Source organism: Streptomyces sp. NPDC086777, assembly GCF_040702065.1.
Taxonomy (GTDB): domain Bacteria; phylum Actinomycetota; class Actinomycetes; order Streptomycetales; family Streptomycetaceae; genus Streptomyces.
The window spans coordinates 309,761-334,660 of sequence record NZ_JBFBJI010000003.1 but is presented as its reverse complement, the minus strand read 5'-3'; the positions used below and the strand labels follow the sequence as shown (position 1 = coordinate 334,660).

General features: G+C 73.4%; 21 protein-coding genes. 4 read left to right on the top strand and 17 right to left on the bottom strand.

The features are described 5' to 3' along the window. Positions 1 to 56 precede the first annotated feature (56 nt). Positions 57 to 596 carry a bacterial proteasome activator family protein gene (locus AB0472_RS06475; protein WP_351486401.1) on the bottom strand — a complete coding sequence of 180 codons (540 nt, stop codon included), beginning with the start codon at positions 594 to 596 and terminating at the stop codon, positions 57 to 59. A gap of 188 nt (positions 597 to 784) precedes the next feature. Between AB0472_RS06475 and AB0472_RS06470 the strand changes: the two genes are divergently transcribed. Next, complete coding sequence (locus tag AB0472_RS06470) at positions 785 to 1,384, top strand: hypothetical protein (RefSeq protein ID WP_366353891.1); 600 nt, start codon at positions 785 to 787, stop codon at positions 1,382 to 1,384. A gap of 6 nt (positions 1,385 to 1,390) precedes the next feature. On the opposite strand, the gene AB0472_RS06465 is transcribed toward AB0472_RS06470, so the two are convergent. The 7 genes from AB0472_RS06465 to pdhA form a co-directional block, all read right to left on the bottom strand. After that, entirely contained in the window at positions 1,391 to 2,371 is a 981-nt protein-coding gene (locus tag AB0472_RS06465; RefSeq protein ID WP_366353889.1) for an NAD(P)H-quinone oxidoreductase, read from the bottom strand. A 63-nt stretch (positions 2,372 to 2,434) separates the two neighbouring features. Continuing rightward, positions 2,435 to 3,532, bottom strand: a complete 1,098-nt coding sequence (locus tag AB0472_RS06460) for an NAD-binding protein (RefSeq protein ID WP_366353887.1) — start codon at positions 3,530 to 3,532, stop codon at positions 2,435 to 2,437. Further along, entirely contained in the window at positions 3,529 to 4,953 is a 1,425-nt protein-coding gene (locus AB0472_RS06455; protein ID WP_366353886.1) for a molybdopterin molybdotransferase MoeA, read from the bottom strand. Before AB0472_RS06455 ends, AB0472_RS06460 begins: the two co-directional genes overlap by 4 nt. Beyond that, positions 4,950 to 5,849, bottom strand: a complete 900-nt coding sequence (locus tag AB0472_RS06450) for an NTP transferase domain-containing protein (protein ID WP_366353884.1) — start codon at positions 5,847 to 5,849, stop codon at positions 4,950 to 4,952. Before AB0472_RS06450 ends, AB0472_RS06455 begins: the two co-directional genes overlap by 4 nt. A gap of 122 nt (positions 5,850 to 5,971) precedes the next feature. Then, complete coding sequence (locus tag AB0472_RS06445; protein ID WP_366353883.1) at positions 5,972 to 7,339, bottom strand: dihydrolipoamide acetyltransferase family protein; 1,368 nt, start codon at positions 7,337 to 7,339, stop codon at positions 5,972 to 5,974. Further along, positions 7,339 to 8,343 (bottom strand): alpha-ketoacid dehydrogenase subunit beta, encoded by a 1,005-nt coding sequence (locus AB0472_RS06440; RefSeq protein ID WP_366353882.1) that lies wholly within the window; start codon positions 8,341 to 8,343, stop codon positions 7,339 to 7,341. The genes AB0472_RS06445 and AB0472_RS06440 overlap by 1 nt, the downstream gene beginning before the upstream one ends. Further along, the gene (gene pdhA, locus AB0472_RS06435) at positions 8,340 to 9,485 is read right to left on the bottom strand and encodes a pyruvate dehydrogenase (acetyl-transferring) E1 component subunit alpha (RefSeq protein ID WP_366353880.1); all 1,146 of its coding nucleotides are present in this window, start codon (positions 9,483 to 9,485) and stop codon (positions 8,340 to 8,342) included. Before pdhA ends, AB0472_RS06440 begins: the two co-directional genes overlap by 4 nt. Before the next feature lie 190 nt (positions 9,486 to 9,675). Between pdhA and AB0472_RS06430 the strand changes: the two genes are divergently transcribed. Continuing rightward, positions 9,676 to 10,164 (top strand): Lrp/AsnC family transcriptional regulator, encoded by a 489-nt coding sequence (locus tag AB0472_RS06430; protein WP_366354072.1) that lies wholly within the window; start codon positions 9,676 to 9,678, stop codon positions 10,162 to 10,164. 63 nt (positions 10,165 to 10,227) lie between these two features. On the opposite strand, the gene AB0472_RS06425 is transcribed toward AB0472_RS06430, so the two are convergent. Together AB0472_RS06425 and AB0472_RS06420 are read right to left on the bottom strand one after the other, a co-directional pair. Next, positions 10,228 to 10,815, bottom strand: coding sequence for a TetR/AcrR family transcriptional regulator (locus AB0472_RS06425; protein ID WP_366353879.1), 588 nt, complete (start codon positions 10,813 to 10,815; stop codon positions 10,228 to 10,230). After that, positions 10,812 to 12,326, bottom strand: a complete 1,515-nt coding sequence (locus tag AB0472_RS06420) for a 3-hydroxyacyl-CoA dehydrogenase (protein WP_366353878.1) — start codon at positions 12,324 to 12,326, stop codon at positions 10,812 to 10,814. Before AB0472_RS06420 ends, AB0472_RS06425 begins: the two co-directional genes overlap by 4 nt. Positions 12,327 to 12,474: 148 nt before the next feature. Between AB0472_RS06420 and paaN the strand changes: the two genes are divergently transcribed. Next, positions 12,475 to 14,166 carry a phenylacetic acid degradation protein PaaN gene (gene paaN / locus AB0472_RS06415; RefSeq protein ID WP_366353876.1) on the top strand — a complete coding sequence of 564 codons (1,692 nt, stop codon included), beginning with the start codon at positions 12,475 to 12,477 and terminating at the stop codon, positions 14,164 to 14,166. A 359-nt stretch (positions 14,167 to 14,525) separates the two neighbouring features. Here the strand turns inward: paaN and AB0472_RS06410 are convergent, their stop codons facing one another. The 4 genes from AB0472_RS06410 to pepN all read right to left on the bottom strand — a co-directional run bounded on the left by AB0472_RS06410 (position 14,526) and on the right by pepN (position 20,091). Beyond that, positions 14,526 to 15,260: a TrmH family RNA methyltransferase gene (locus AB0472_RS06410; protein WP_366353874.1), complete on the bottom strand. Its 735-nt coding sequence runs from the start codon at positions 15,258 to 15,260 to the stop codon at positions 14,526 to 14,528. Next, positions 15,257 to 16,468: an HTTM domain-containing protein gene (locus AB0472_RS06405; RefSeq protein WP_366353872.1), complete on the bottom strand. Its 1,212-nt coding sequence runs from the start codon at positions 16,466 to 16,468 to the stop codon at positions 15,257 to 15,259. Before AB0472_RS06405 ends, AB0472_RS06410 begins: the two co-directional genes overlap by 4 nt. After that, positions 16,465 to 17,262, bottom strand: a complete 798-nt coding sequence (locus AB0472_RS06400; RefSeq protein ID WP_366353870.1) for a DUF5819 family protein — start codon at positions 17,260 to 17,262, stop codon at positions 16,465 to 16,467. Before AB0472_RS06400 ends, AB0472_RS06405 begins: the two co-directional genes overlap by 4 nt. 393 nt (positions 17,263 to 17,655) lie before the next feature. Next, complete coding sequence (pepN, locus tag AB0472_RS06395; RefSeq protein WP_366353868.1) at positions 17,656 to 20,091, bottom strand: aminopeptidase N; 2,436 nt, start codon at positions 20,089 to 20,091, stop codon at positions 17,656 to 17,658. Positions 20,092 to 20,250: 159 nt separating this feature from the next. Between pepN and AB0472_RS06390 the strand changes: the two genes are divergently transcribed. Next, positions 20,251 to 21,402 (top strand): acyl-CoA dehydrogenase family protein, encoded by a 1,152-nt coding sequence (locus AB0472_RS06390; protein WP_366353867.1) that lies wholly within the window; start codon positions 20,251 to 20,253, stop codon positions 21,400 to 21,402. Positions 21,403 to 21,567: 165 nt separating this feature from the next. On the opposite strand, the gene AB0472_RS06385 is transcribed toward AB0472_RS06390, so the two are convergent. The 3 genes from AB0472_RS06385 to AB0472_RS06375 form a co-directional block, all read right to left on the bottom strand. Continuing rightward, positions 21,568 to 21,897, bottom strand: coding sequence for a rhodanese-like domain-containing protein (locus AB0472_RS06385; RefSeq protein ID WP_351486505.1), 330 nt, complete (start codon positions 21,895 to 21,897; stop codon positions 21,568 to 21,570). Positions 21,898 to 21,946: 49 nt separating this feature from the next. Further along, complete coding sequence (locus AB0472_RS06380) at positions 21,947 to 22,759, bottom strand: hypothetical protein (protein ID WP_366353866.1); 813 nt, start codon at positions 22,757 to 22,759, stop codon at positions 21,947 to 21,949. 431 nt (positions 22,760 to 23,190) lie between these two features. Further along, on the bottom strand, positions 23,191 to 24,609 hold the full coding sequence (locus tag AB0472_RS06375) for a DUF2252 domain-containing protein (protein WP_366353864.1): 1,419 nt from the start codon (positions 24,607 to 24,609) through the stop codon (positions 23,191 to 23,193). Positions 24,610 to 24,900 lie beyond the last annotated feature (291 nt).

Sequence of the window (24,900 nt, the reverse complement as noted above, 5' to 3'; positions counted from 1 at the left end):
AAGGGCCCGGCGGCTGTCCGCCGGGCCCTTCGCCGTCCAGGGGTGTCCGGGGGTCTCTAGAGGTACGGCCCGCCGGAGCGGCCGGCCGGCCCGTGCTCCTCGCCCTCGTGGCCGACGCCCGGGGGCAGCGCGCGCCGCATCGACTCCAGCTGCGCGCGGGCGGCCATCTGCTGGGCGAACAGGGTGGTCTGGATCCCGTGGAACAGCCCCTCCAGCCAGCCCACCAACTGGGCCTGCGCGATGCGCAGTTCCGCGTCCGAAGGGGTCGCGTTCTCGTTGAAGGGCAGCGAGAGGCGCTCCAGCTCCTCCACCAGCTCCGGCGCCAGACCGTCCTCCAGCTCCTTCACCGAGCTGGCGTGGATCTCCTTGAGCCGGGCCCGGCTCGCCTCGTCGAGGGGAGCGGCGCGCACCTCCTCGAGGAGCTGCTTGATCATGCTGCCGATCCGCATGACCTTGGCAGGCTGCTCCACCATCTCCGTCACCGGGATCTCGCGGGAGTCCTCGTCCCCGTTGCCGCCACCGAGTGCCATCCCGTCCTGGCCCACGACCAGGATCTGTGGATTCTCGGGCGACCGTTCGTTCCTCGGCATCTCCATGCCGCCATTCTCTCGCACCCCTGCACCTCACCTCCGTGGTGCCCCCCATGAGGACTGATCCACCCCCCGGAACCGCCCAGGACCGGCCGTAGCCCCTTCGGCCGCATCGGAAATGCCGGTTCTGTCGTCGAATGTGACGCTGGTGATCGTCGGCCCGCACGACGACTGTGTTCCAGGAGGTCACCGACGTGACTCCAAGGCTGCGATTCCCCCGCGCCGGCGACCGGCCGCTCGGTCAGGTACGGCCGGCGCTCGTCCGGCCACTGGTCGTCCGGCTGCTGCTCGCCCTCGCGGCGGTCCTGCTGCCGTGCGGCACGGCGGTCGGATACGGCCCCTCGCCGGTGCCCTCGGCCTCCGCCCGCGCCTCGGCCACCTCCGAGCCGTCGCTGGCCGGCACCGTGCCGGGCGAGGGCCGGATGCGACCGGGACGGCCCCAGGGACCGGGGACGAAGGTCGAGGACCAGGACCCGGACGATCCCCACGACCCGGACGCCCCCGGCAGCGCCGACGACCCGGACGACCAGGATGGTCCCGGCGAAGGGACGGCGACGGAGCCCGAGGGGAGCGGCGCCGCCAGCCCGGCGGCCACCTCCGCCCAGCCGCCCCGGGAGGCCGTCCTGGCGCCCGCCTCGCCCCAGCCGCACCCTACGACGGGCCAGGCGATGGGCGCGGGCCAGGACGACGAGACCGAGCCCGTGCTGCAGGTCCTTCCGCTCGGCAGCGGCCTGGTCCTGATCGGCCTCGGGCTCGGCCTCGCCTTCGTCGGCCTCCGGGTACGGCGGAGCTGAGGCGCGCTACGGGGCGACCAGCAGGACCTTGCCGATGTGCTCGCTGGCCTCGACCACCCGATGGGCCTGCGCCGCCTCCGCCATCGGCAGCTCCCGGTCGACGACCGGACGGACGTGGCCCTGGGTGATCAACGGCCACACGTGCTCCCGGACCGCCGCGGCGATGGCCGCCTTCTCGGCGAGCGGACGGGCGCGCAGCGAGGTCGCGCTGATCGCGGCCCGCTTGCCGAGCAGCGCGCCGATGTTCAGCTCGCCCTTGACCCCGCCCTGCATGCCGATGATCGCGAGCCGCCCGTTGGACGCGAGCGCCTGGATGTTGCGGTCCAGGTACTTGGCGCCCATGTTGTCCAGGATGACGTCGGCCCCCGCACCGCCGGTGGCCTGCTTCACCTCGGCGACGAAGTCCTGCTCGCGGTAGTTGACGAGGATGTCCGCACCGAGCTCGGCGCAGAAGTCCAGCTTCTCCTTCGTGCCCGCGGTGACCGCGACCTTGGCTCCGACCGCCTTGCCCAGCTGGATCGCCATGGTGCCGATGCCGCTTGAGCCGCCGTGCACGAGCAGGGTCTCGCCGGGGCGCAGGTGGGCGATCATGAAGACGTTCGACCAGACCGTGCAGGCCACCTCGGGCAGCGCCGCCGCCTGCTTCAGGTCCAGGCCCTCAGGCACCGGCAGGAGCTGTCCGGCCGGCACGGCGACCTTCTCGGCGTAGCCGCCGCCCGCGAGCAGCGCGCACACCTCGTCGCCGACCGACCAGCCGGAGACACCCGGGCCGAGCGCGGCGATCCGCCCGGAGCACTCGAGGCCGGGGTACGGGGAGGCGCCCGGCGGCGGGTCGTAGTAGCCCTGTCGCTGCATGATGTCGGCGCGGTTGACGGCGCTCGCCACCACCTCGACCAGCACCTCGCCCTCGCCGGGTACGGGATCGGGGACCTCGTTCCACACCAGTGCCTCGGGTCCACCAGGTTCGGGAATCGTGATCGCATACATGCGGCCGACGCTACTCCCCGCCCGTCCGGCCCCCGCTGGTGACGTCACCGGCGACTCGCCCGGTCAGGCGCGGGGCAGCGGTCGTACGTCCGGGGCGACCCGGCTGGCCGGCGAGGCCCGCACGATGGTGATCAGCCGGTCCGTCGCCTGGATGGTGCCGACGGCCGGATCGTCGTACCCGAGCACCCGGTGTCCGCGTACGACGCTCACCACCAGGTCGGCCGTCTCCCGCGGTGTCTTGCCGACCTCGGCCTTGACCGCGGGGCGTTCCACGAGGTCCAGGCCGCTGCCCTGCTGGATGAGGTCCTCCATGACCATGCCGGCGGCCGGACTGAGCACGGACAAGCCGAGCAGCCGCCCGGCCGCGCTGGCGCTGGTGATGACGGCGTCGGCACCGGACTGCTTGAGCAGCGGCGCGTTCTCCTCCTCGCGGACCGCGGCCACGATCTTCGCGGACTTGTTGAGCTGGCGGGCCGTCAGGGCCACCAGCACGGCGGTGTCGTCACGCTGGGTCGCGATGATGATCTGCCGTGCCCGCTGCACCTCGGCCCGCTTCAGGACCTCGCTGCGGGTCGCGTCGCCCACCACCCCCGCGTAGCCGTCGGCGGTGGCCGCCTCGATCACCCTGGAGCTCGGGTCGACCACCACCACCTGCTCCTTCTTCAGCCCGGTCACACAGACGGTCTGGATGGCCGACCGTCCCTTCGTCCCGAACCCGACGACGACGGTGTGGTCCCGCAAGGTCGACCTCCAGCGGTTCAGGCGCCATTCCTCCCGGGTGCGCTCGGTGAGGACTTCGAGCGTGGTGCCGACCAGGATGATCAGGAACAGCACCCGCAGGGGCGTGATGACGAAGATGTTGGTGAGCCGCGCACTGTCGCTGACCGGGGTGATGTCGCCGTAGCCCGTGGTGGAGAGGGTGACGGTCGCGTAGTAGAAGGCGTCTAGGAGGTCGACCGAGCGGTCGGAGTTGTCGGTGTAGCCGTCGCGGTCGGCGTAGACGATCAGCGCGGTGGCGACCAGCACCAGCAGGGCCATGGAGAGCCGCTTGGCGACCTGGCGGATCGGTCGCTCCACCACCTTCGTCGGGAGTTTCACCCGATGGGTCACCAGGTGTTCGTCCGCCTGGCGGGCGATGGCGTCATGGCCGGGAAGTTTCACGTGAAACAGACTCCGATGCCCGCGGCCGCCCACGGCAGGTCGAGAAGTTCCGTCTCCGCGCCCTGCGGTGCTCCGCCCGGCGCCACGACCGCGAGCGCGTCGGCGGCGGCGATGCCGCGGAGCATGGCCGGGCCGTTGTAGTGCAACGGGACCGCGGTGTCACCCCGCAGGACGACCGGGATGAGCCGGGTGTCGTACGGGTGCCCGTGCGTCGCCTCCGCCAGGGGCACGGTGTACGGCTCCGGGGCCGGGTGGGCGGCGAGGGTGCGCAGCAGGGGTTCGGCGAGGGTGAGCAGGCCGGAGACGGCCGCCAGGGGGTTGCCGGGGAGGCCGACGAGGTGCTGGTTCTCCTTGGTGCGGGCCAGCAGCATGGGGTGGCCCGGGCGCACCTTGACGCCGTCGACGAGGAGTTCGGCGCCGATGCGTTCCAGGGTGGGGTGGATGTGGTCGACCGGGCCGGACGCGGTGCCGCCCGTCGTGATCACGAGATCGGCCGTCGACGAGGTGATCGCCTTGTGCAGGGCCCTGGCGTCGTCGCCGAGCCGGCGGACGGTGGTGACCTCGGCGCCGAGCGCGCGCAGCCAGGGCGGGAGCATCGGGCCGAGCGCGTCCCGGATCAGTCCGTCGCGCGGGAGTCCTTCGGTCAGCAACTCGTCGCCCAGGACCAGGACTTCGACCCGGGGACGGGGGACGACGGTGACGGTGTCGTATCCGGCGGCCGCGGCCAGGCCGAGAACGGCCGGGGTGACCAGGGTGCCGACGGGCAGCAACTGGTCGCCGCTGCGGCACTCCTGGCCGCGCGGGCGGATGTCCTGACCGTGCACCACCTCGCGGGTGGGGTGCAGCCGGCCCTGGGCGTCGAGACGGCCGTGCTCGCTGCGCAGCACCGCGGTGGTGTCCCCCGGGATCCGGGCGCCGGTGGCGATACGGACCGCCTCGCCGTCGGTGAGTGGTTCGGGCTGCGCGTGCCCGGCCAGTACGCCTTCCTCTCGGACGTCCCAGGGCCCGGGGCCGGCGACCGCCCACCCGTCCATCGCGGAGGTGTCGAAGGAGGGCAGGTCGGTGAGCGCGTCCAGCGGGGCGGAGAGGGTGAGGCCGAGGGCGTCCGCCAGCGGAACCGAGACGGGGGCGCGGCGGGCTCCGGACCGGGCCACGGACCGGGCGGCGCGGGCGGCGGTCTCGCGGGCCAGGGGCCAGGGGGTGGCGCGGTGGCGACGGGCCGAGTGACCGCCGTGCGCGTGCTCGCCGTGCGGGGTGGGTGTCGCGGGCGCGTCCGGGCGGGGCTCCCTGGCGCCGCGGGGCTCTCGGGGCTCTCGGGGCTCTCGGGGCTCTCTCACGAGGGCGAGTGCCTCCTCGACGTCGAGATCGTCGTCGGTGTGCGCGGCGGCGGGGGTGCCGGACCGGGTGCCGGGGGCGGTCACCGGCCGGGTCCGGGGCCTGGGTTGCCGGGGCCCTGTCCGTCGGTGGCGGCATCGGCCTCCTGCGCCCAGCGGAGGGCCAGCGCGGCGGCCTTGTGGGCCGCCTCGGCGACCGCCTCGGGGCCGCCCTTGCCCTGCGCGGCCGCGTAGCCGACGAGGAAGGTGGTCAGCGGGGCGGCGGGGCGGTCCACGCCGTGCGCGGCGTCCCTGGCCAGGTCGAGCAGCAGGCGGATGTCGACGTCCAGGTCGATGCCCAGTTCGTCCTTGACTGCGGAGATCCATTCATCCAACACGTGCCCATGCTCCCTGATGCGTGCCCTGGCGTCGGCGATGTCGTCCCAGGTGTCGCAGTCGAAGGACGCGGGCGGGTCCGGGACGCGGGTGAGGTTCAGTGCGGCGGTCAGGCGCCGCAGGGGGAGGCCGGTGAGGCCGGTGCCGCTGTCTCCGGCCAGGGCCGAGAGGGCGTGGCGGAGTGCGCCGGTGCGGTAGGCCGCGACGAGGGGCTGGTCCCGGCCGTCGGCGTCGGTGAGCAGGGCGCCGTCCGCGGCGGTCGTGTGCAGGGTCGCCAACAGGCGGTCCACGGTCGCCTCTTCGAGGAACGGGAGGTCCGCGGAGAGTACGACCGCGAGGTCGGCGGTGGTGTGACGCAGGCCGGCGTCGAGGGCGGCGACCGGGCCGCCGCCCGGGGGGTCCTCGCGGGTCCAGCGGACCGGGCGGGAGGTGGGACGGGGGGCCGCCACGACGACGGTCTGCAGCGCGCCGGCGCAGGCGGCGAGGACGCGGTCGAGGAGGGTGCGGCCGCCCACCCGGACGGAGGGCTTGTCGGTTCCGCCGAGGCGCCTTGCGGCGCCGCCGGCCAGCACGATCGCGTCGTAGGGGGGTCGGTCGGTGGCGGTCACCTTTCGAGTATGGGGGGCGTTCCGATCACGGGGAACCGGTGGGAGGCGTGGGATGTGGAGGGTGTGGTGGCGTGCGCCTGAGGGGCGGGGGTACCCCCCGGCGCCCCGTCAGGCGGGGGCGCTCAGAGCGTCCTCAGGAGTACCGTCGGCTGTTCCACGCAGTCGGCCACGTACCGCAGGAAGCCTCCTGCCGTGCCGCCGTCGCAGACCCTGTGGTCGAAGGTCAGGGACAGCTGCACGACCTGGCGGACCGCCAGCTCGCCCTCGTGGACCCAGGGCTTCGGGGTGATGCGGCCCACGCCGAGCATGGCCGCCTCGGGGTGGTTGATGATCGGGGTGGAGCCGTCGACGCCGAAGACTCCGTAGTTGTTGAGCGTGAAGGTGCCGCCCGTGAGGTCCGTGGGGGTGAGCGTGCCGGCGTGGGCCGACTCGGTCAGGCGGGCGAACTCCGCGGTCAGTGACTCGGCGTCGCGGGCGTGGGCGTCGCGGACCACGGGGACGACGAGACCGCGTTCGGTCTGGGCGGCGAAGCCAAGGTGGACGTGGTCGAGTTGGACGATCTCGCGGGCCTCGGCGTCGACGTAGGAGTTCAGTTCGGGGTGGCGGGCCAGGGCCGCGGTGCAGATCCGGGCGAGGAGCGCGAGGAGAGAGATCCTCGGGCCCGCCGCCGCGTTCATCGCGGTGCGGGCGCGCATCAGCTCGGTCGCGTCGGCGTCCACCCAGCAGGTCGCGTCGGGGATCTCCCGGCGGCTGCGGGACAGCTTGTCGGCGACCGCGCCCCGGATGCCCTTGAGCGGGACACGGGTACCGGAGAGGCCGTTGGAGGTGGGGGCCGGGGTCCTGGGGGCGAGGGTGGGGGCGGCGGCGCGGGCCGCGCCGACCCGCAGGGCGTCCTCCACGTCGGCGCGCAGGATCAGGCCGTCGGGGCCCGAGCCGGACAGCCCGCGCAGGTCCAGGTCGTTGTCCCGGGCGAGGCGGCGGACCAGGGGGGAGATCACCGGGACGGGGCCCTCGGTGAGCAGAGTGGGCGACGTGGGCGACGCGGGCACCTGGGCGTGGGGGGCCTTTTCCGCTTCGGCGAGGGCGGTGTGGGGCGCCGGTTCCCGGGTGCTGCCCCGGTCGGCCGAGCCGTTGGCCCGCTCCGGGGCGGTGTTGCGGACCCTGCGGCGGCGCGCCGGAGGCGTCCCCGTGCCGTATCCCACCAGCACGTTGCCCGAGCCCTCGGCCTCGGGGACGGTGGTCGCCTCGCCGACGGCGACCGTCAGGAGCGGGGCGCCGACGGGCAGTTCGGTGCCCTCTTCGCCGAAGCGGGCGGTGACCACACCGCCGTAGGGGCAGGGGACCTCGACCATCGCCTTGGCCGTCTCGACCTCGACGACCGGCTGGTCGATCGCGACGACCTCGCCGACCTGGACCAGCCAGGTCACGATCACCGCCTCGGTGAGCCCCTCCCCGAGGTCGGGCAGTTTGAACTCCAGCACCTGTGCCATCAGCCCTCGGCCTCCCACTGCAGACGCGCCACCGCGTCCAGGATGCGGTCCACGCCGGGCAGGTGGTGACGCTCCAGCATCGGCGGCGGGTAGGGAATGTCGAACCCGGCCACGCGCAGCACCGGCGCCTCCAGGTGGTGGAAGCAGCGCTCGGTCACGCGTGCCGCGATCTCCCCTCCCGGGCCGCCGAACCCGCCCGACTCGTGTACGACGACCGCTCGCCCGGTGCGCCGTACGGAGGCGCAGACCGTCTCGTCGTCGAACGGCACCAGGGAGCGCAGGTCGACGACTTCCAGGTCCCAGCCCTCCGCCCGGGCGGCCTCGGCGGCTTCGAGGCAGACCGGTACGGACGGGCCGTAGGTGATGAGCGTGGCGCTGCGCCCGGTTCGGCGCACCACCGCGCGGCCGATGGGTTCAACGTCCGTCGGGTGCTCGGGGTTCCAGGCGTCCTTGGACCAGTACAGGCGCTTGGGTTCGAGGAAGACGACCGGGTCGTCGGAGGCGATGGACCGGCGCAGCAGGCCGTAGGCGTCGGCGACGGTGGCGGGGGTGACGACGTGCAGGCCGGGGGTGGCCATGTAGTAGGCCTCGGAGGAGTCGCTGTGGTGCTCGACGCCGCCGATGCCGCCGCCGTAGGGGATCCGGACGGTGATCGGGAGGGGCATCCGGCCGCGGGTGCGGTTGCGCATCCGCGAGACGTGGCTGATGAGTTGCTCGAAGGCGGGGTAGGCGAAGGCGTCGAACTGCATCTCCACGACCGGGCGCAGCCCGTACATGGCCATGCCGACGGCGGCGCCGAGGATGCCGGCCTCCGCGAGGGGGGTGTCGGTGCAGCGGGCCTCGCCGAACTCCTTGGCGAGGCCGTCGGTGACCCGGAAGACCCCGCCGAGGGTGCCGACGTCCTCGCCCATGACGTGCACGGCGGGGTCGGCGGCCATGGCGTCCCGCAGCGCGCGGGTGAGCGCCTGCGCCATGGTGGCGGGCTTGACGGCGACGGTCGTCATCGCGGCCCGCCTTCCTGGTCCTGCTGCTCGGCGTCCAGCTCGGCGCGGAGCAGGGCGCGCTGTTCGCGCAGTTGTGTGGTGGTCTCCGCGTACACCTGGTCGAAGAGGTGCATGGGGTCGAGTCCGGGGTCGCGGTTCATGCGCTCGCGCAGGTCGGCGGCCATGGTCTCGGCGTCCTCACGGGTGCGGCCGGCGAAGTCCTCGTCGAGCAGTCCGCGGTCGGTCAGCTCGCGCTCCAGGAGGAGGATCGGGTCGTGGTCGCGCCAGGCGTCGACCTCGGTGTCGCCGCGGTAGCGGGTGGCGTCGTCCGCGTTGGTGTGGGCGTCGATCCGATAGGTGATCGCCTCCACCAGGGTGGGGCCGCCGCCCTCGCGCGCGTGCCGCACGGCGTCGGCGAGGACCTCGTGGACGGCGGCCGCGTCGTTGCCGTCGACCAGGCGGCCCGGCATGCCGTATCCGACGGCCTTGTGGGCCAGGGAGGGCGCGGCGGTCTGCTTGGCGAGCGGGACGGAGATGGCGAAGCCGTTGTTCTGGACCAGGAAGACGACCGGGGCCTGCCAGACGGCGGCGAAGTTCAGCGCCTCGTGGAAGTCGCCCTCGCTGGTGCCGCCGTCGCCGACCATGGCGAGCGCGACCACGTCGTCGCCCTTGAGGCGGGCCGCGTGGGCGAGGCCGACGGCGTGCGGGAGCTGGGTGGCGAGGGGGGTGGAGAGGGGGGCCACGCGGTGGGCGTAGGGGTCGTAACCGGTGTGCCAGTCGCCGCGGAGCAGGGTGAGCGCCTCGACGGGGTCCACGCCGCGGGCGACCACCGCGAGGGTGTCGCGGTAGCTGGGGAAGAGCCAGTCGCGGTCTTCGAGGGCGAGCGCGGCGGCGACCTCGCAGGCCTCCTGGCCCGTGCTGGAGGGGTAGACGGCGAGACGGCCCTGTTTGGTGAGGGCGGTCGCCTGGGCGTTGTACCTGCGGCCGCGGACGAGCTGGGTGTACAGCCGGCGCAGCAGCTCCGGGTCGGCCTTGGCGGCCGCCTCCGTTCCGAGGACGCGGTACGGGCGCTCGTCGGGCAGCAGCGGCGCGGGGTCCGTCCGGGGCTGCCAGGCGGGCGGCGGCGACGGGCGATACGCGCCGCGCTGCTCCATGACCGTCATGACGGCACCTCCTTGTGGGGGTGGCTACGGGAGACGGGTCGCCTATGACCCGTCCCACCTACCGATTGTTCGGTCGTCGGCACATTTTGGCTACAGGCACCTCCAGGCTGTGGACAAACGGTTCTCCACAACCTGGAATGAACGCAGTACGTCCATGGTAGGGAGGCGGGGGGACATGGCACCTGAACAAATGGCCGAGGGCCCGCAGGACCAGGCGGCGCTGCCGCCCGCGCGCCCGCTGGACGCCATCGACCAGGACATCCTGCAGATCCTGCAGGCGGACGGCAGGGCGTCGATACGGTCGGTCGCCGAACGCGTCCATGTCTCGCGCGCCAACGCCTACGCGCGTATCAACCGGCTCGTCGAGGACGGGGTGATCCGCGGTTTCGGCGCCCGGGTGGACCATGAACGGGCCGGTCAGGGAACCTCGGCGTACATCACGCTGAAGATCGTCCAGAACAGTTGGCGGACCGTGCGCGAGCAGCTGCGGCAGCTGCCCGGCGCCTCCCACATCGCCCTGGTGGGCGGGGACTTCGACGTCCTGCTCCTGGTGCACACGCCCGACAACCGGGCGCTGCGCGAGCTGGTGCTGACCCGCCTCCAGGCCATCCCCGAAGTGCTCAGCACCCGCACCCTGCTGGTGTTCGAGGAGGAGGACCTGGAGCCGGAGGACCGCTGAGGACGGCTGCCGGGGACGGCGGCCGAGGACAGCTACCGAGGACAGCTGCCGGGGACGGCCGGCTCAGTGCGCGCGCAGGCCGGAGAAGACCAGCCGGACGACCGCGTCGGAGACCTCGCGCTCGCTGGCGCCGCGGCTGTCCGGGCGGTACCACTCCACGATCGAGTTGACCATGCCGAAGACCAGCCGGGTCGCGAGGCGCACCTCGACGTCACCGCGTATGTCGCCCTCGGCCGCGGCCGCCTTCAGCAGGTCGGCCACCCGGTGGTCGAAGTCCCGGCGCCGCTCCAGCGCCCACCGCTCGGTGTCGGTGTTGCCGCGCACCCGCAGCAGCAGCGTCACGTAGGGCAGTTCGGTGATCAGCACCTCGACCATGCGCCGCACGACGTGCTCCAGGCGGTCGGCGGCGGAGCCCACGCGCGCGTGCTCCTCGTCGAGGATCGCGAACAGGCCGTCCAGGGCCCGGCTGACCGCGCGGCGCAGCAGCTCCTCCTTGCCGGCGACGTGGTGGTAGATCGACGACTTGGAGATGCCGGCCGCCTTGGAGAGGTGCTCCATGGAGGTGCCGTCGTAGCCGCGTTCGTTGAAGACCTGGACGGCCACCGAGAGCAGGGTCTCGGGGGTGTAGGTGTCGCGCTTGGCGGTGGTCATGAGGCGCCCTCCCGCTTCTCGGTGGCGTAGGCGTGCCGGTAGAGCGCGAGGGAGGGCGCGTAGCGGCCGCTCGGATCACGCAGGTGGAGGTCGTCGAGGAGGTCGTAGGCGAAGTCGCGGCCGAGGCGGCGGCTCCACTCGAACGGGCCGAGCGGGTAGTTGACGCCCAGGCGCATCGCGGTGTCGACGTCCTCCTCGGTGGCGACGCCCTTGGCGACGGCGTCGTGCGCGAGGTCGACGATCCGGGCGACCGTGCGGGCGACGATCATCCCGGGCACGTCACCGATGACGCTGACCTTCTTGCCGAGCGCCTGGAAGAGGCCGATCGCCTCGCCGAGGGTCTGCGGCAGGGTGTCGTGGCCGGCGGACAGGGCGATGCGGGTGGCGCGGCGGTAGTCGAGGGCGAGGTCGAAGTAGACGACGTCCCGGAACTCCACCGAGGTCTGGCCGTCGGCGAGGACCAGCTGGCCACCGCTGGGCAGGACCAGGCGGGTGCCGTGGTCCTCGTCCTCCTCGCGGACCTGGATGCCGGCCTCGCGGATCATCCCGAGCAGCTCGGCCGCCGGGCCCAGGCTGCCCTCGGCGACGACGTAGGCGGGCCGGTCGGCGGGCTCGGCGGTGTGCGGTTCGGCGGCCTCGGCGTCGTCCGCGTAGTCGTACCAGCCGTGTCCGGTCTTGCGGCCGAGCCTGCCGGACTCGACCAGCCGGCGCTGGGCCAGGGAGGGCGTGAAGCGGACGTCCTGGAAGAACGCCTGCCACACGGAGTGCGTGACGGATTCGTTGACGTCCTGGCCGATCAGGTCGGTCAGTTCGAAGGCGCCCATCCGGAAGCCGCCGCTCTCGCGCAGCACCGCGTCGATGGTCGCCGCGTCGGCGGCCTGCGCCTCGTAGACCGCGAACGCCTCGGCGTAGAAGGGCCGCGCGATGCGGTTGACGATGAAGCCGGGGGTGTCCGCGCAGGCCACCGGCGTCTTGCCCCAGGAGCGGGCGGTCTCGTACGCGCGCGTGGCCGACGTGACGTCGGTGGCGAAACCGGAGACGACCTCCACCAGCGGCAGCAGCGGGGCCGGGTTGAAGAAGTGCAGGCCGACCAGGCGGGAGGCGTTGCGCAGGGCGCCGCCGATGGCCGTCACCGACAGAGAGGAGGTGTTGGTGGCGAGCAGACAGTCCTCGCCGACGATGCCCTCGAGCGCCCGGAACAGGTCCTGCTTGGCCTCCAGCCGCTCCAGCACGGCCTCCACGACCAGCGTGCAGTCGGCGAACTCGGCGAGCTCGTCGGCGGGCAGCAGCCGGGCGCGGGCGGCGTCCCGGGCGGCGGCCGTCATCCGGTCCTTCGCGACGAGCCGGTCGAGGCGGGCGACGATCGCCGCGGCCGCCTCCCCGGCTCGACCGGGCACGGTGTCGTACAGCCGGACGGGATGGCCCGCGACGAGTGCGACCTGGGCGATGCCCTGGCCCATGGTGCCGGTGCCGACGACTCCCACGGTGCTGCTGAGGTCGAGTGCTGTCATGTCCGCGATCCTCCCGCACGGGGTTTTCCACAGATGCGGCAGGCCCCCTTGTCCCGACCGATCGTTCGGTTACTCTAACTCTGTCCGGCCGTTTCCGCCCAGGTCATGAGCTTCAAGGGGAGCTCATCAGACGAGGAGTTGGTCCCGCATGACCGCCGAACTCACCGTGCACGAGCTGATCGCCACCCACCGGCCCACGCTTGACCAGGCGCTGGAGGCGATCCGCACGCGCGCGTACTGGTCCCCCCACCCCGAGCACCCCAAGGCCTACGGCGAGCACGGCAGCCTGGACGCGGCGGCGGGCAAGGCCGCCTTCGACGCCCTCCTCGGCACCCGCGTCGACCTCGGGCAGCCCGGCACCGACGACTGGACCGGCGGCGAGGTCTCCCCGTACGGCATCGAGCTGGGCGTGACCTACCCGCATGCCGACGTCGACACACTGCTGCCGGCGATGCGGGCGGGGCAGCGCGCGTGGCGCGACGCGGGCGCGGAGGTGCGCGCGGTGGTGTGCCTGGAGATCCTCAAGCGGATCAGCGACCGGACGCACGAGTTCGCGCACGCGGTCATGCACACCAGCGGCCAGGCGTTCATGATGGCGTTCCAGGCGGGCGGCCCGCACGCCCAGGACCGCGGCCTGGAGGCGGTGGCCTACGCCTACGCGGAGCAGGTCCGCACCCCCGACACGGCAGAGTGGACCAAGCCGCAGGGCAAGCGCGACCCGCTCGCGCTGACGAAGGCGTTCACGCCGGTCCCGCGCGGCATCGCGCTGGTCATCGGCTGCAACACGTTCCCGACGTGGAACGGCTACCCGGGCCTGTTCGCCTCCCTCGCCACCGGCAACGCGGTCCTCGTGAAGCCGCACCCGCGCGCGGTGCTGCCGCTGGCCCTCACCGTCCAGGTCGCCCGCCAGGTGCTCACCGAGGCCGGCTTCGACCCGAACCTGGTGGCGCTGACGACGGAGCACCCCGGCGAGGGCATCGCCAAGACACTCGCGACGCGCCCCGAAATCAAGATCATCGACTACACCGGTTCGACCGCCTTCGGCGACTGGCTGGAGGCCAACGCCCGGCAGGCGCAGGTGTACACCGAGAAGGCCGGTGTCAACACGGTCCTGGTCGAGTCGACCGGCGACTACAAGGGCATGCTCGCCAACCTGGCCTTCTCGCTCTCCCTCTACAGCGGCCAGATGTGCACCACCCCGCAGAACCTGCTGATCCCCCGCGACGGCATCCGCACCGACGAAGGTCCGAAGACCTACGACGAGGTGGTCGCCGACCTCGCCCGCGCGGTCGACGGCCTGCTCGGCGACGACGCCCGCGCCAACGCGCTGCTCGGTGCCATCGTCAACCCCGACGTCAAGGCCCGCCTGGAGGCCGCCGCCGGGCTCGGCGAGGTCGCCCTCGCCTCCCGCGAGATCGCCAACCCGGAGTTCCCGGGCGCGGTCGTGCGCACGCCGGTGATCGTGAAGCTGGACGGCGCCAAGCCGGACGACGAGGCCGCCTACATGAGCGAGTGCTTCGGCCCGGTGTCCTTCGCCGTCGCCGTCGACTCGGCCGACGACGCGGTCGAACTGCTGCGTCGGACGATCCGGGACAAGGGCGCCATGACCGTCGGCGCGTACACGGTCGACGCCGACGTGGAGCGCGCGGTGGAGGAGGTCTGCCTGGAGGAGGCGGCCCAGCTGTCGCTGAACCTGGTCGGTGGGGTGTACGTCAACCAGACCGCCGCCTTCTCCGACTTCCACGGCTCCGGCGGCAACGCGGCGGCGAACGCCGCACTGTGCGACGGGGCCTTCGTCGCCAACCGCTTCCGGGTGATCGAGGTGCGCCGGGAGGCGTAGCGCGCGGGGCGCGGACACGAACGACGCGAGCGGCAGGCCCGCCCGGCCGGCACGGGACGCGCGACCGGCCGCTCGCGGGGCGAGCGCTACGCGCGCGACCGGCCGACGTCGAGGACAGGCTCGGGGCGCGACCGGCCGACGGCTCCGGCAGGCATCGGTTCCTGTCCCGGCCGTCGGTGTTCGTCGGTCGCCGCCACTCTTCGGCCGCCGCGACGGCGCTTCGCCACGACGGCGTTGACCGGCGGTGCCGAGCCGGGCCGCACCCGCCGTCGTGGCCGGGGCCCGTGTGGCCGGTGCGGCGCCGTCGTGGCCGGTCGCGCAGTTCCCCGCGCCCCTGCGGGGGGCCTGCGCCCGGCCCCCTACACGGCACTCCAGTGGTACAGCGTCATCGCCACGCTCGTCGCCAGGTTGTAGCTGCTCACCTGAGGGCGCATCGGCAGCCGGAGCAGGTGGTCGGCTCGGGCGCGTAGGCCGGGCGAGAGTCCCGTCCGCTCGGAGCCGAAGGCGAGGATCGCGTCGTCGGGGAGCTTCAGCCCCCTGATGTCCTCGCCCTCCGGATCGAGCGCGTACAGCGGGCCCTCCGGTAGCTCGGGCACCGTCAGGCGTTCCACCGCCGTGGCGAAGTGGAGGCCCGCGCCGCCGCGGACGACCGTCGGGTGCCAGGGGTCGAGGGTGCCGGTCGTGATGACACCGGTCGCCCCGAAGCCCGCCGCGAGGCGGATCACCGCACCCGCGTTGCCGAGGTTGCGCGGCTCGTCGAGGACCACCACGGGGGCCGTGCGCGGGACGCGCGCCAGCTCGCGCAGGTTGGCCTCGCGGGACGACCGTACCGCCAGGGCGGCCACGGCCGTGGGGTGCGGGCGCGGGACCAGGGACGCGTACGTCTGCGCGGGCACCTCCGTCAGCAGCGCGGCCAGCGCCTCCCGTACGTCCGGCGCCAGCTCGCCCGCCAGGGCCAGCGCCGCCCCCCGGTCCGCCGTGACCGCCACCGGCACCTCCGCGCCGAAGCGCAGCGCGTGCTTGAGGGCGTGGAAGCCGTCGAGGAGGACGGCCGAGCCGGCCAGCCGCGCCCAGTGGTCCAGGGGGTCGGTCATGCCCCGAAGCCTACGCGGGGCTGTTCGTCGGGCTCCGGCGAGCGTTGCACGGGCAGCTCCGGGGCGGTCCTGCGCAGGACGCGCTCACGCGCGCGTGCCGCCCAGCCGCCGACCCGGTGCAGGAAGGACGTCGGCAGGAAGACGGAGTCCGCCGCGATCATGGCCAGCGAGAAGAACGGCAGGCCGAGCACGACCGCGATCACCGCGTGCTCGGTCATCATCGCGGCCAGCAGCACGTTCTTGACCCGCCGGTTGAACAGCGTGAACGGGAAGGCGACCTGCACGATGACCGTCCCGTAGGTCACCAGCATCACCATCGTGCCGTTGGCGGACAGCAGGTCGGCGAGGGCCGGCCAGGGCGAGAAGTAGTCCAGGTGGAGCGGGTAGTAGACGGCGGTGCCGTCCTGCCAGCGGGAGCCCTGGATCTTGTACCAGCCGGCGGTGGCGTAGATCAGGCAGGCCTCGGCCATGATCACGAACACGGCGCCGTTGTGCAGGATGTTGGCGATGACGTCGAACAGGATGCGGGGCTCGGACGTGCGTCCCCGGCGGTCGGCCGCCCACCACAGGGCGGTGCCCACCCAGGTCGCCCACAGCACGGCCGGGACCAGCCAACCGCCTCCGGTACGGCCGGTGAGGGCCGCCGCGAGCAGGACGAGACCCGACACCGCCCACAGGACGGGGCCCACCGGGTCGGAGGCCACCCGCTCGCCACGCGCGCGAGCCGCGTCCGCACGGGCCGCCCGGCGCGCGTCCAGGGACCACACCTGGCCGCAGCGCGTGAACACCAGGTAGAAGGACATCAGGTGCAGCACGTTGTCGCCGCCGTCACCCACGAAGACGCTGCGGTTCTGCAGGGACAGCACGCCGATCATGAAGAACAGGGACGTGGCCCGGGTTCGCCAGCCCACCAGCAGCAGCGCGCCGGCGACGACGGCGAGGAAGTAGCAGACCTCGAAGAAGGCGTTGCTGTCGGAGGCCAGCAGCGCCGTGAAGGCGTGGTTGTCGGCGGTCAGCTGCTGGGCGAGGTCGAAGCTCCAGGTGGCGTGGGGGCCGTACAGCTCCTGGCGGTGCGGGTACTCGCGCAGCAGGAACAGCAGCCAGGTGGCGGCGAAGCCGATGCGGACGACGGCCGTCTGGTACGGGCCGAGCGCAGCCTCGGTGACCCGGGCGATGGCGCGGGACAGGCACAGGGCGACACGGTTCACCGCACACCGCCGTTGGCTTCGTCGGCCGTGACCGTCCACCAGGGCAGCACCCGGTAGACGGGCGTGTCGGAGACCTTCTCGCCGCTCCAGTCGGGCGGGGTCACGTTGGTGGTGCTGGACCGTACCTGCACGCGCTCGATGGTGCCCTTCTCGCTCGTGGCGTCCCCCTTGTACATGCGCATCACGACGATCCGGCGCAGGTACTGCTCGGACAGGGAGCCGCGCAGGCCTATCGGACGGTTGTCGGTGCCGTGCGTGGAGGTGAAGAAGTCCCAGGCCCGGCGCAGCTCGTTCTGCACGGTGTGGCTGGGCACCAGGCTGCCGTCGATGGCCCGGCCGTCCTGTGCGGACAGGTCGTTCCAGCCGGTGGTGGTCGTGGTGCCGTCCGGCATCTGCACGTCGGCGCGCACCTGTACGGAGATGTTCTGCTGCAGCGGGTTCGGCGCGAAGAGCTTCCAGTTCTGCTCGAACTCCGGGTACACCCAGTCCTCGATCGCCTTGCCGTGCTGCTTGGTCACCGTGTTCACCGGTGCCACGCTGAGGAACACCATCCCGAGGTGCACGCAGGCGGTGACCGCGACCAGGGCGAGGGCGAGGGCCGCGCCGATCTGGTAGCGGGGAGAGAGGGCGGCGACGCCGGTACGGGGGACGGCGGCGGACTCCGGCGGGAGCGATGGGCCGGAGGGCGGCTGCTCCGGAGGCGCCGGTGGGACGGGCTCGGGCTCGGCACGCGTCCCGCTCGGGGCGTCCGGCCCGTGCCGGGCGTCCACGCCCTCGTCGTACGCGTCGTCCATGCCGCCCCGTTCCCCGATTCCACCGCGCCGTCCGGGCGGCCCCGATCCGGCGCCGCGCCGTGTGCCGCTGCCCGGCACTCGCACGGAACGGTACTCAGCACCGGCCACCGGGCGCAGCCCCGGGGAGGAGGCCGACGGCGTGGCCATCACCACTCCGGGCACGGCCGACGGCCCTTCCGCTCCGAGGCACCGGAGCCGCCGACCCGGAATCATCCCAGGTCATACGGCGTCCGGAGTCTTCCGTCGACCGTGCTGCGCAAGTTTTCCACAGGCCGCGGCCGAGGTTTTCCACAGGGGTTGATCGTCGGCGAGGGCCCGGCGACCATGGGTTTGGCCGGAACCGAACGATCGGCCGGGGCCCGGCGGGGCCCCGGCCGGACCGCCCCGCCGGGGTCAGGCGTTCGCGACCCGGGCACGGAGCATGCGGCGGACGGTGTCCGCGCGCTCCAGAAGGGTGTTGCGGACGACCGGGGCGGCCTCCCTGGCGGCCTGGCGGACCCTGTCGATGTACACGGCGTCGACGGCATGCGGCGGGAAGAGGTGGGAGGTGTAGGTCATCGCCGGGATCATGCCGCCCTGCTCCAGGTCCGGGACCACCGCCAGGTAGCGCTCGGCGTAGGGGGCGAGCCAGGCGTCCTGGCCGGGGCGCCAGAAGGCCGCGGCCACCGCGGAGACCGCCGCGACGGGGACCTCGCGGTCCACGGCCAGCCGCTGCCAGACCTCGGCCTTCGCGGCCGGATCGGGGAGGGCGGCCCGGACGGTGAGGGCGCGGATCCAGGCGTCGGGGTCGGTGTCGCGTTCGAGCAGGGCTTCGGACTCGGCGGTGACGTCGCCGCCGAGTTCGGCCTCGCGGACGAGCGCGCGCCAGTGCAGGTCGACGTCGTCACCGGCCTGCTCACGGAGCCAGGCCAGGTCCTCGGCGCCGGTCGCGGTGCGGGCGAGGCCGCGCAGGGCGACCTGGCGGCGGCCCGGGTCGGCGGCGAGTCGCCGGCAGGCCGCGGCCACGCCCTCGGTCAGCGCGGGGCGTTCGGCGGGCGGCGCCCAGAGCTCGGCGATGTTGGTGACGAGGGTGAGGTAGGGCTCGATCACGGCGTCGGACGTCTCGGCCGCGAGGACCGCGGTGAGGCAGTGGCCGGCCTCGGCCGCCGTGGCGTCGCCGGCCGTGAGCATGTCCCAGACGGTGGCGGCGGCCACGCCCCGCGCGATGGCGGTGGGCAGCAGGCCCGCCGCGCGGAAGAGGGTGTCCCGGGCCGTGGGGTCCGGGCGGGTGGTGGCGAAGGTGAGGTCGTCGTCGTTGACCAGGAGGAGGTCGGACGTGGTGGGAAGGCCGGTGACCGGGGTGCGGGCCTCGGTGACCTCGACGCGGACCAGCGCGGTGCGTTCCAGGGCGTCGCCGCTGCGGGCGTACGCGCCGACCGCGAGGACCTGGGGGCGCGGGCTGCCGTCGGCGAGCAGGGTGACGGTGTCGCCGTCGCGCTCCAGGGTGAAGCGGTCGGTGCCCGCGGTCTCCAGCCAGGCCTTGCGCCAGCCGGTCAGGTCACGGCCGCCGGCCTCGGCGAGGGCGTCGATCAGGTCCTGGAGGGTGGTGGTGCCCCAGGCGTGCCGGGCGAAGTAGGCGGCCATGCCGGTGCGGAAGCGGTCCTCGCCGACGTAGGTCATCAGCTGGAGGAGGACGGAGGCGCCCTTGGGGTAGGTGATGTTGTCGAAGATCGACGCGGCCTGGGCGACGTCGTGGATGGGCTGGTGGATCGGGTGCGAGACCGGGCCCTGGTCGGAGAGGTACGCCCTGACCTTGCCGCTGAGCAGGTGGCCCGCCCAGGCGTCGGTGTAGCGGGTGGCGCCCTCGGCGGCCCAGTGACAGGCGAACTCGGCGAAGGCCTCGTTCAGCCAGAGGTCGTCCCACCAGCGCATGGTGACGATGTTGCCGAACCACATGTGGGCCATCTCGTGCAGCAGCACCACCGCGAGCAGCTCGCGCTCGGCCGGTGTCGGCTCGGCCCGCCGCAGGAAAGCGTCCGACCAGGTCACGCAGCCGTAGTTCTCCATCGCGCCGCCGAACTCGGGCATGAACACCTGGTCGTACCTGCGCTGCGGGAAGGGCATCGCGAACGCCTTCGCGTAGAAGGCGAGGCCCTGCCGGGTGAGGGTGAGGATTTCGTCGGCGTCGCGTTCCAGGACCTCGGCGAGCGAGCGGCGCGCGTAGATGCCGAGGTCGTGGCCGTCGGCCTCGCGGCGGATCCCGTGGAAGGGGCCGGCGTTGACGACGGTGTTGTACACGGACAGCGGCGGGGTGTCAGGGAAGCTCCAGCGGCGGGCCGCGCCCTGCTCCTCGATCCGCGGGTCACCGGAGTTGCTGAGGACGGTCCAGGCGGCCGGGGCCGTGACGGTGAAGGCGTGCGGGGCCTTGAGGTCGGGCTGGTCGAAGCAGGCCCAGACGAACCGGGCCTCGTCGGGTTCGAAGCTCGTCCACACGTACACCTCGCCGTCGGCGGGGTCGGTGGCCTTGTGCACGCCCGCGCCGGTGGCGGTGTCGGCCTGGACGCTCTCGACGCGCAGCACGTTGTGCGCGGCCAGGCCGGGCAGCGGGATCCGCCCGTCGCCGGAGGGGGTGAGGGGGCTGCCGTTCAGGGTGGCGGCGCGGACCTCGGCCGCGCAGTCGACGAAGGTCTCCGCGCCCGGCTCGGAGCAGCTGAAGGTGACCGTGGAGACGCAGCGGATCTCCGGTCCGTCGGGCAGGGCGGTGAGGTCGATGTCGATGTCGTACCGCTCGACCGTGACCAGTGCGGCCCGGTGCTCGGCCTCGGTGCGGGTCAGGCTTCGGATCCCCATGTGTCCTCCCTCGTGTCCGTCCCCCGTGGGCGGAGAGCGGCCGTCAGCCTACGACGGGAGGAGCTGGTGATCGCAGGGATTTTGGGTTCCCTTCTTCTAGAACCTGTTCTATGTTGACGGACCGTCAGATCAGCGGCGACCCGCCGGGAGGACAGGACCGTGGACTTCACCTTCACCGAGGAGCAGTTGGCGGCGGCCGAGGCGGCCCGCGGGGTGTTCGCCGGGGTGGCGCCGGACGCGGTGCCGAGCCCGGCGCTGACCACGGGCGCCGTGGCCGAGCACTTCGACCGGGAGCTGTGGGACCGGCTGGCGGCCGCGGACCTGCTGAGTCTGCTGCTGGGCGAGGAGTACGGCGGCGCCGGTCTGGACGCCATCGCGCTGTGCCTGGTGCTGCGGGAGTCGGCGAAGGTGCTGGCCAGGGTGCCGTTGCTGGAGCACAGCGCGGCCCTGGCGGCCGTGCAGAAGTTCGGGTCGGCGGAGTTGCGGGACCGGCTGGCGGCACGGGCCGGGCGGGGCGAGCCGGTGCTGACCGTCGCCGCGAGCGGACGCACCGGGCACGACCCGGCCGAGCTGGCGGTGACCGCCCGGCGGGACGGCGGGACGTGGGTGCTGGACGGCGTGCAGACGGCGGTGCCGTGGGCGTACGACGCGGGTCTGGTCGTCGTACCGGCGCGCACCGAGGCGGACCGGAGCGTGCTGGCGCTGGTGGCGCCGGGCGGCACGGGGGCCGCAGGCTCGGCCGGGGTGACGGTCGCCGAGCAGGTGTCGACCAGCGGCGAACGGCTCGGGGAGCTGCGGCTGGACTCGGCGCCGGTCGCGGCGCGGGACGTGGTGACCGCGGACGGGGCCTGGGAGTGGCTGCGGGAACTGCTGGTGACCGGGACGTGCGCGCTGGCGCTCGGGGTGGGTGAGCGGGTGCTGCGGATGACCGGCGAGTACGCCGGCAAGCGGGAGCAGTTCGGGCATCCCATCGCCACGTTCCAGGCGGTGGCCGTGCAGGCCGCCGACCGGTACATCGACCTGCGGGCCATGGAGGCGACGCTGTGGCAGGCGGCGTGGCGGATCGCCTCGGGGGCGGCCGGGGCGCTGCCGGCGGCCGCGGACGTGGCGGTGGCGAAGATCTGGGCGGCCGAGGGCGTGCGGCGGGTGGTGCAGACCGCGCAGCACCTGCACGGGGGGTTCGGGGCCGACACGGAGTACGTGCTGCACCGGTATCACGCGTGGGCGAAGCAGATCGAGCTGACGCTCGGGGGGGCCGGGGTTCACGAGGAGGCGCTGGGGGATCTGCTCGCCGCGCATCCACTGGGGTAGCGGCGGCGGGGAAGGGGGCGTTCCGTCGTCCGTGGTCCGCGGGGCGGTGGGGGCTGGTCGCGCAGTCCCCCGCGCCCCTTTCGGGGCGCTCCGGCGCGGGGCGTTCCAGGGCGGGGCGCTCCCCCGGCGCGGAATGCTCCGGCGCGGGGGTTCTCCTCCGGTGTCTCAGACGACGAAGCCCGGTTCGCCCCCGTCCGTGACGACCTCGCGGCCCGCTGCCTGCCACACCTGCATGCCGCCGTCGACGTTCACGGCGTCGATGCCCTGCTGGACCAGGTACATGGTGACCTGGGCCGAGCGGCCGCCGGAGCGGCAGATGACGTGGACGCGGGCGTCCTGGGGGGCCGCCTCGGTGAGCTCGCCGTAGCGGGCCACGAACTCGCTGATCGGGATGTGCAGGGCACCGGCGGCGTGACCCGCCTGCCACTCGTCGTCCTCGCGGACGTCCAGCAGGAAGTCGCCGTCCTTGAGGTCCGCGACCTCGACCGTGGGCACACGCGCTGCGAAGTTCATGTCCCCGACGCTACCCGACCGGAGCGGAGCCCTACTCCTGGGTCAGCAGGGCCGCCAGTTCCGTCTCGCGTTCGGTCACGTCCTTGCGGAGCCGCTCGGCGATCTCGTCGAGGAGGCCGTCGGGGTCGTCGGGCGCCAGCCGGAGCAGGCCGGCGATGGGGCCGTTCTCCAGCTCCTTGGCGACCAGGCCGAGCAGTTCCTTGCGCTGGGAGAGCCATTCCAGGCGGGCGTACAGCTCCTCGGCCCGGCTCGGCCTGCGCTCCGGCGGGACCGGGCCGGCCGCCCACTCCTCGGCCAGCTCGCGCAGCAGGGCCTCGTCACCGCGGGCGTAGGCCGCGTTGACCCGGCTGAGGAACTCCTCGCGACGCTCCTGCTCGGCCTCGTCCTGCACCAGGTCGGGGTGTGCCTTGCGGGCCAGCTCGCGATAGAGGCGGCGCGCCTCCTCGCTGGGGCGGACCCGCTGCGGCGGGCGGACCTCCTGCTCGGTGAGCATCGCGACGGCCTCCGGGAACAGGCCGTCGCCGTCCATCCAGCCGTGCAGCAGCTCCTCGACACCGGGGATGGGCAGGACCCGGGCGCGGGCCTCCTCGGCGGCGCGGATGTCCTCGGGGTCGCCGGTGCGGGCCGCCTTGGCCTCGGCGATCCGCGCGTCCAGTTCCTCGATGCGGAGATAGAGGGGTCCGAGCTTCTGCTCGTGCAGGCGGGAGAAGTTCTCCACCTCGACACGGAAGGTCTCGACCGCGATCTCGTACTCGATCAACGCCTGCTCGGCAGCCCGTACGGCCTGCTCCAGCCGTTCCTCGGGCCGCGGTGCCTGGGACTGCTCAGCTTCCGGGGTCGTCACCCGACCAGCCTAGGGCCTGTCGTCGCCTTCGGTGGCCGGGACCCACTCGGCGACCAGATCGGTGCAGGCCACGACGAGGGTGCCGGGGCGGCAGGCCAGTGAGGTCGGTGGCGAAGGCACGGGCGCCCTGCGGCAGGCCGCCGACGAGCTCCGGCAGCCGCGCCAGGTAGGGCCCGGGGTCGATGGAGACCGCCGCCGTATGGAGACCGCCGCCGTGCCGTCGCCTGTGGCGCCCTCGCCTATTTCGACATACTTCACATCGGCACCGCTCGGCACATCGGCACCGCTCGGCACGTCGGACACTCCCAGCACATCGGCACCGCTTGGCACATGAGCACTTCCCGGCGATCAGCACCTCCCGGCACGTCAGCACCTCCCGGCGGTCAGCACCTCTCGGGATGCCGGCGGCCGCGAGCCGTGGATCATGCGGATCACACTCCGAGCTCCGCCGCTATCCGGCCCGCCCGCACCGCGGTCACCAGCTCCTCGTGGTCGGCCTCCGTACGGTCGGCGTAGGTCACCGCGAACGCGGCGATCGCGTCGTCCAGCTCCTCGTTCTTGCCGCAGTAGCCGGCGATCAGGCGCGGGTCGGCGCCGTGCGAGTGGGCACGGGCCAGCAGGGCGCCGGTCATCCTGCCGTAGTCGTCGATCTGGTCGGGGGACAGGGCGGCGGGGTCGACGCTGCCCTTGCGGTTGCGGAACTGGCGGACCTGGAACGGACGGCCGTCCACCGTGGTCCAGCCGAGCAGGATGTCGCTGACCACCTGCATCCGCTTCTGTCCGAGGACCACCCGGCGGCCCTCGTGGTCGACGGCCGGCGTCTCGAAGCCCGCCGTCGCGAGCGGGGGGACGAGCGCGGACGGGCGGGCCTCCTTGACCTGGAGGACCAGGGGCTCGCCGCGGTGGTCGAGGAGGAGGACGACGTAGGAGCGGGTGCCGACACTGCCGGTGCCGACGATCCGGAAGGCGACGTCGTGCGGGGTGTGCCGGGCGAGCAGCGGGTGGCGGTCCTCGGAGAGTGTGGTCACGTAGTGCTCCAGGGCGGCGGTGACCGCCTCCGCCTCCGCGTCCGGGACCCGGCGCAGCACCGGCACGGTGTCCACGAAGCGGCGGCCGCCGTCCTCGGTGGGCTCGGTGGAGCGGGCCGCGAACCGGCCGCTGGTGTTGGCGCGGGCCTTCTCCGAGACCCGGCGCAGGGTGCCGATCATGTCGTGGGCGTCGGAGTGGGAGACCAGCTCCTCGTCCGCGATCGCGTTCCACGCGTCCAGGACCGGGAGCTTGGCCAGCAGGCGCATGGTGCGGCGGTAGGCACCGGCCGCGTCGGCCGCCGCCTTGCGGCACGTGTCCTCGTCGGCGCCCGCCTCCCGGCCGGCCAGCACCAGGGAGGCGGCGAGCCGCTTGAGGTCCCACTCCCAGGGGCCGAGCACCGTCTCGTCGAAGTCGTTCAGGTCGATGACGAGGTCGCCGCGCGGGTCGCCGTACAGGCCGAAGTTGGCCGCGTGGGCGTCGCCGCAGATCTGGGTGGCGATCCGGGTCATCGGGGTGCGGGCCAGGTCGTGGGCCATCAGGCCGGCCGAGCCGCGCAGGAACGCGAACGGGCTCGCCGCCATCCTGCCGACCCGTATCGGGACCAGCTCCGGGATGCGGTCCCGGTTGGACTCCTCGACCGCGCGGACCGCGCCGGGACGGGAGCCGTCCAGGTCCAGGGCCTCATGGCTGCGGCGCGGCACCGCCGAACGCAGCGCCTTGCCCTCCTCCTTGGGGGAGCCCTGCGAAGGCCACTGCGCAAAGCCCTTCGGCGCGGGCAGCTTGCGGCCGCCGGCCGCCGTCGGCTCTTCCACTCCGGTCACGTCGACCGCCTCCCCCGTACACGCCCGAACATCAACTCGTGGAGACGGTACAGGTGAGGGCCGAAAGCCGTCAGACCCTGTGGATAACTTCGGGGTGGTTCGCGGAGGATGGGTCGGCATCGTCGTATATCCGCCCGCCGGTGCGGGTTGTTCGCGCAGTTCCCCGCGCCCCCGAGAAAGGTGGGGCCACTGGTCCCACGTCAAAGGGGACGGGGAACTGCGCGGGCAACCACGACGCACCCGCGGCCGAAGACACCGCGGAACGCCCCCAGCGCAGACCCACAACACCCG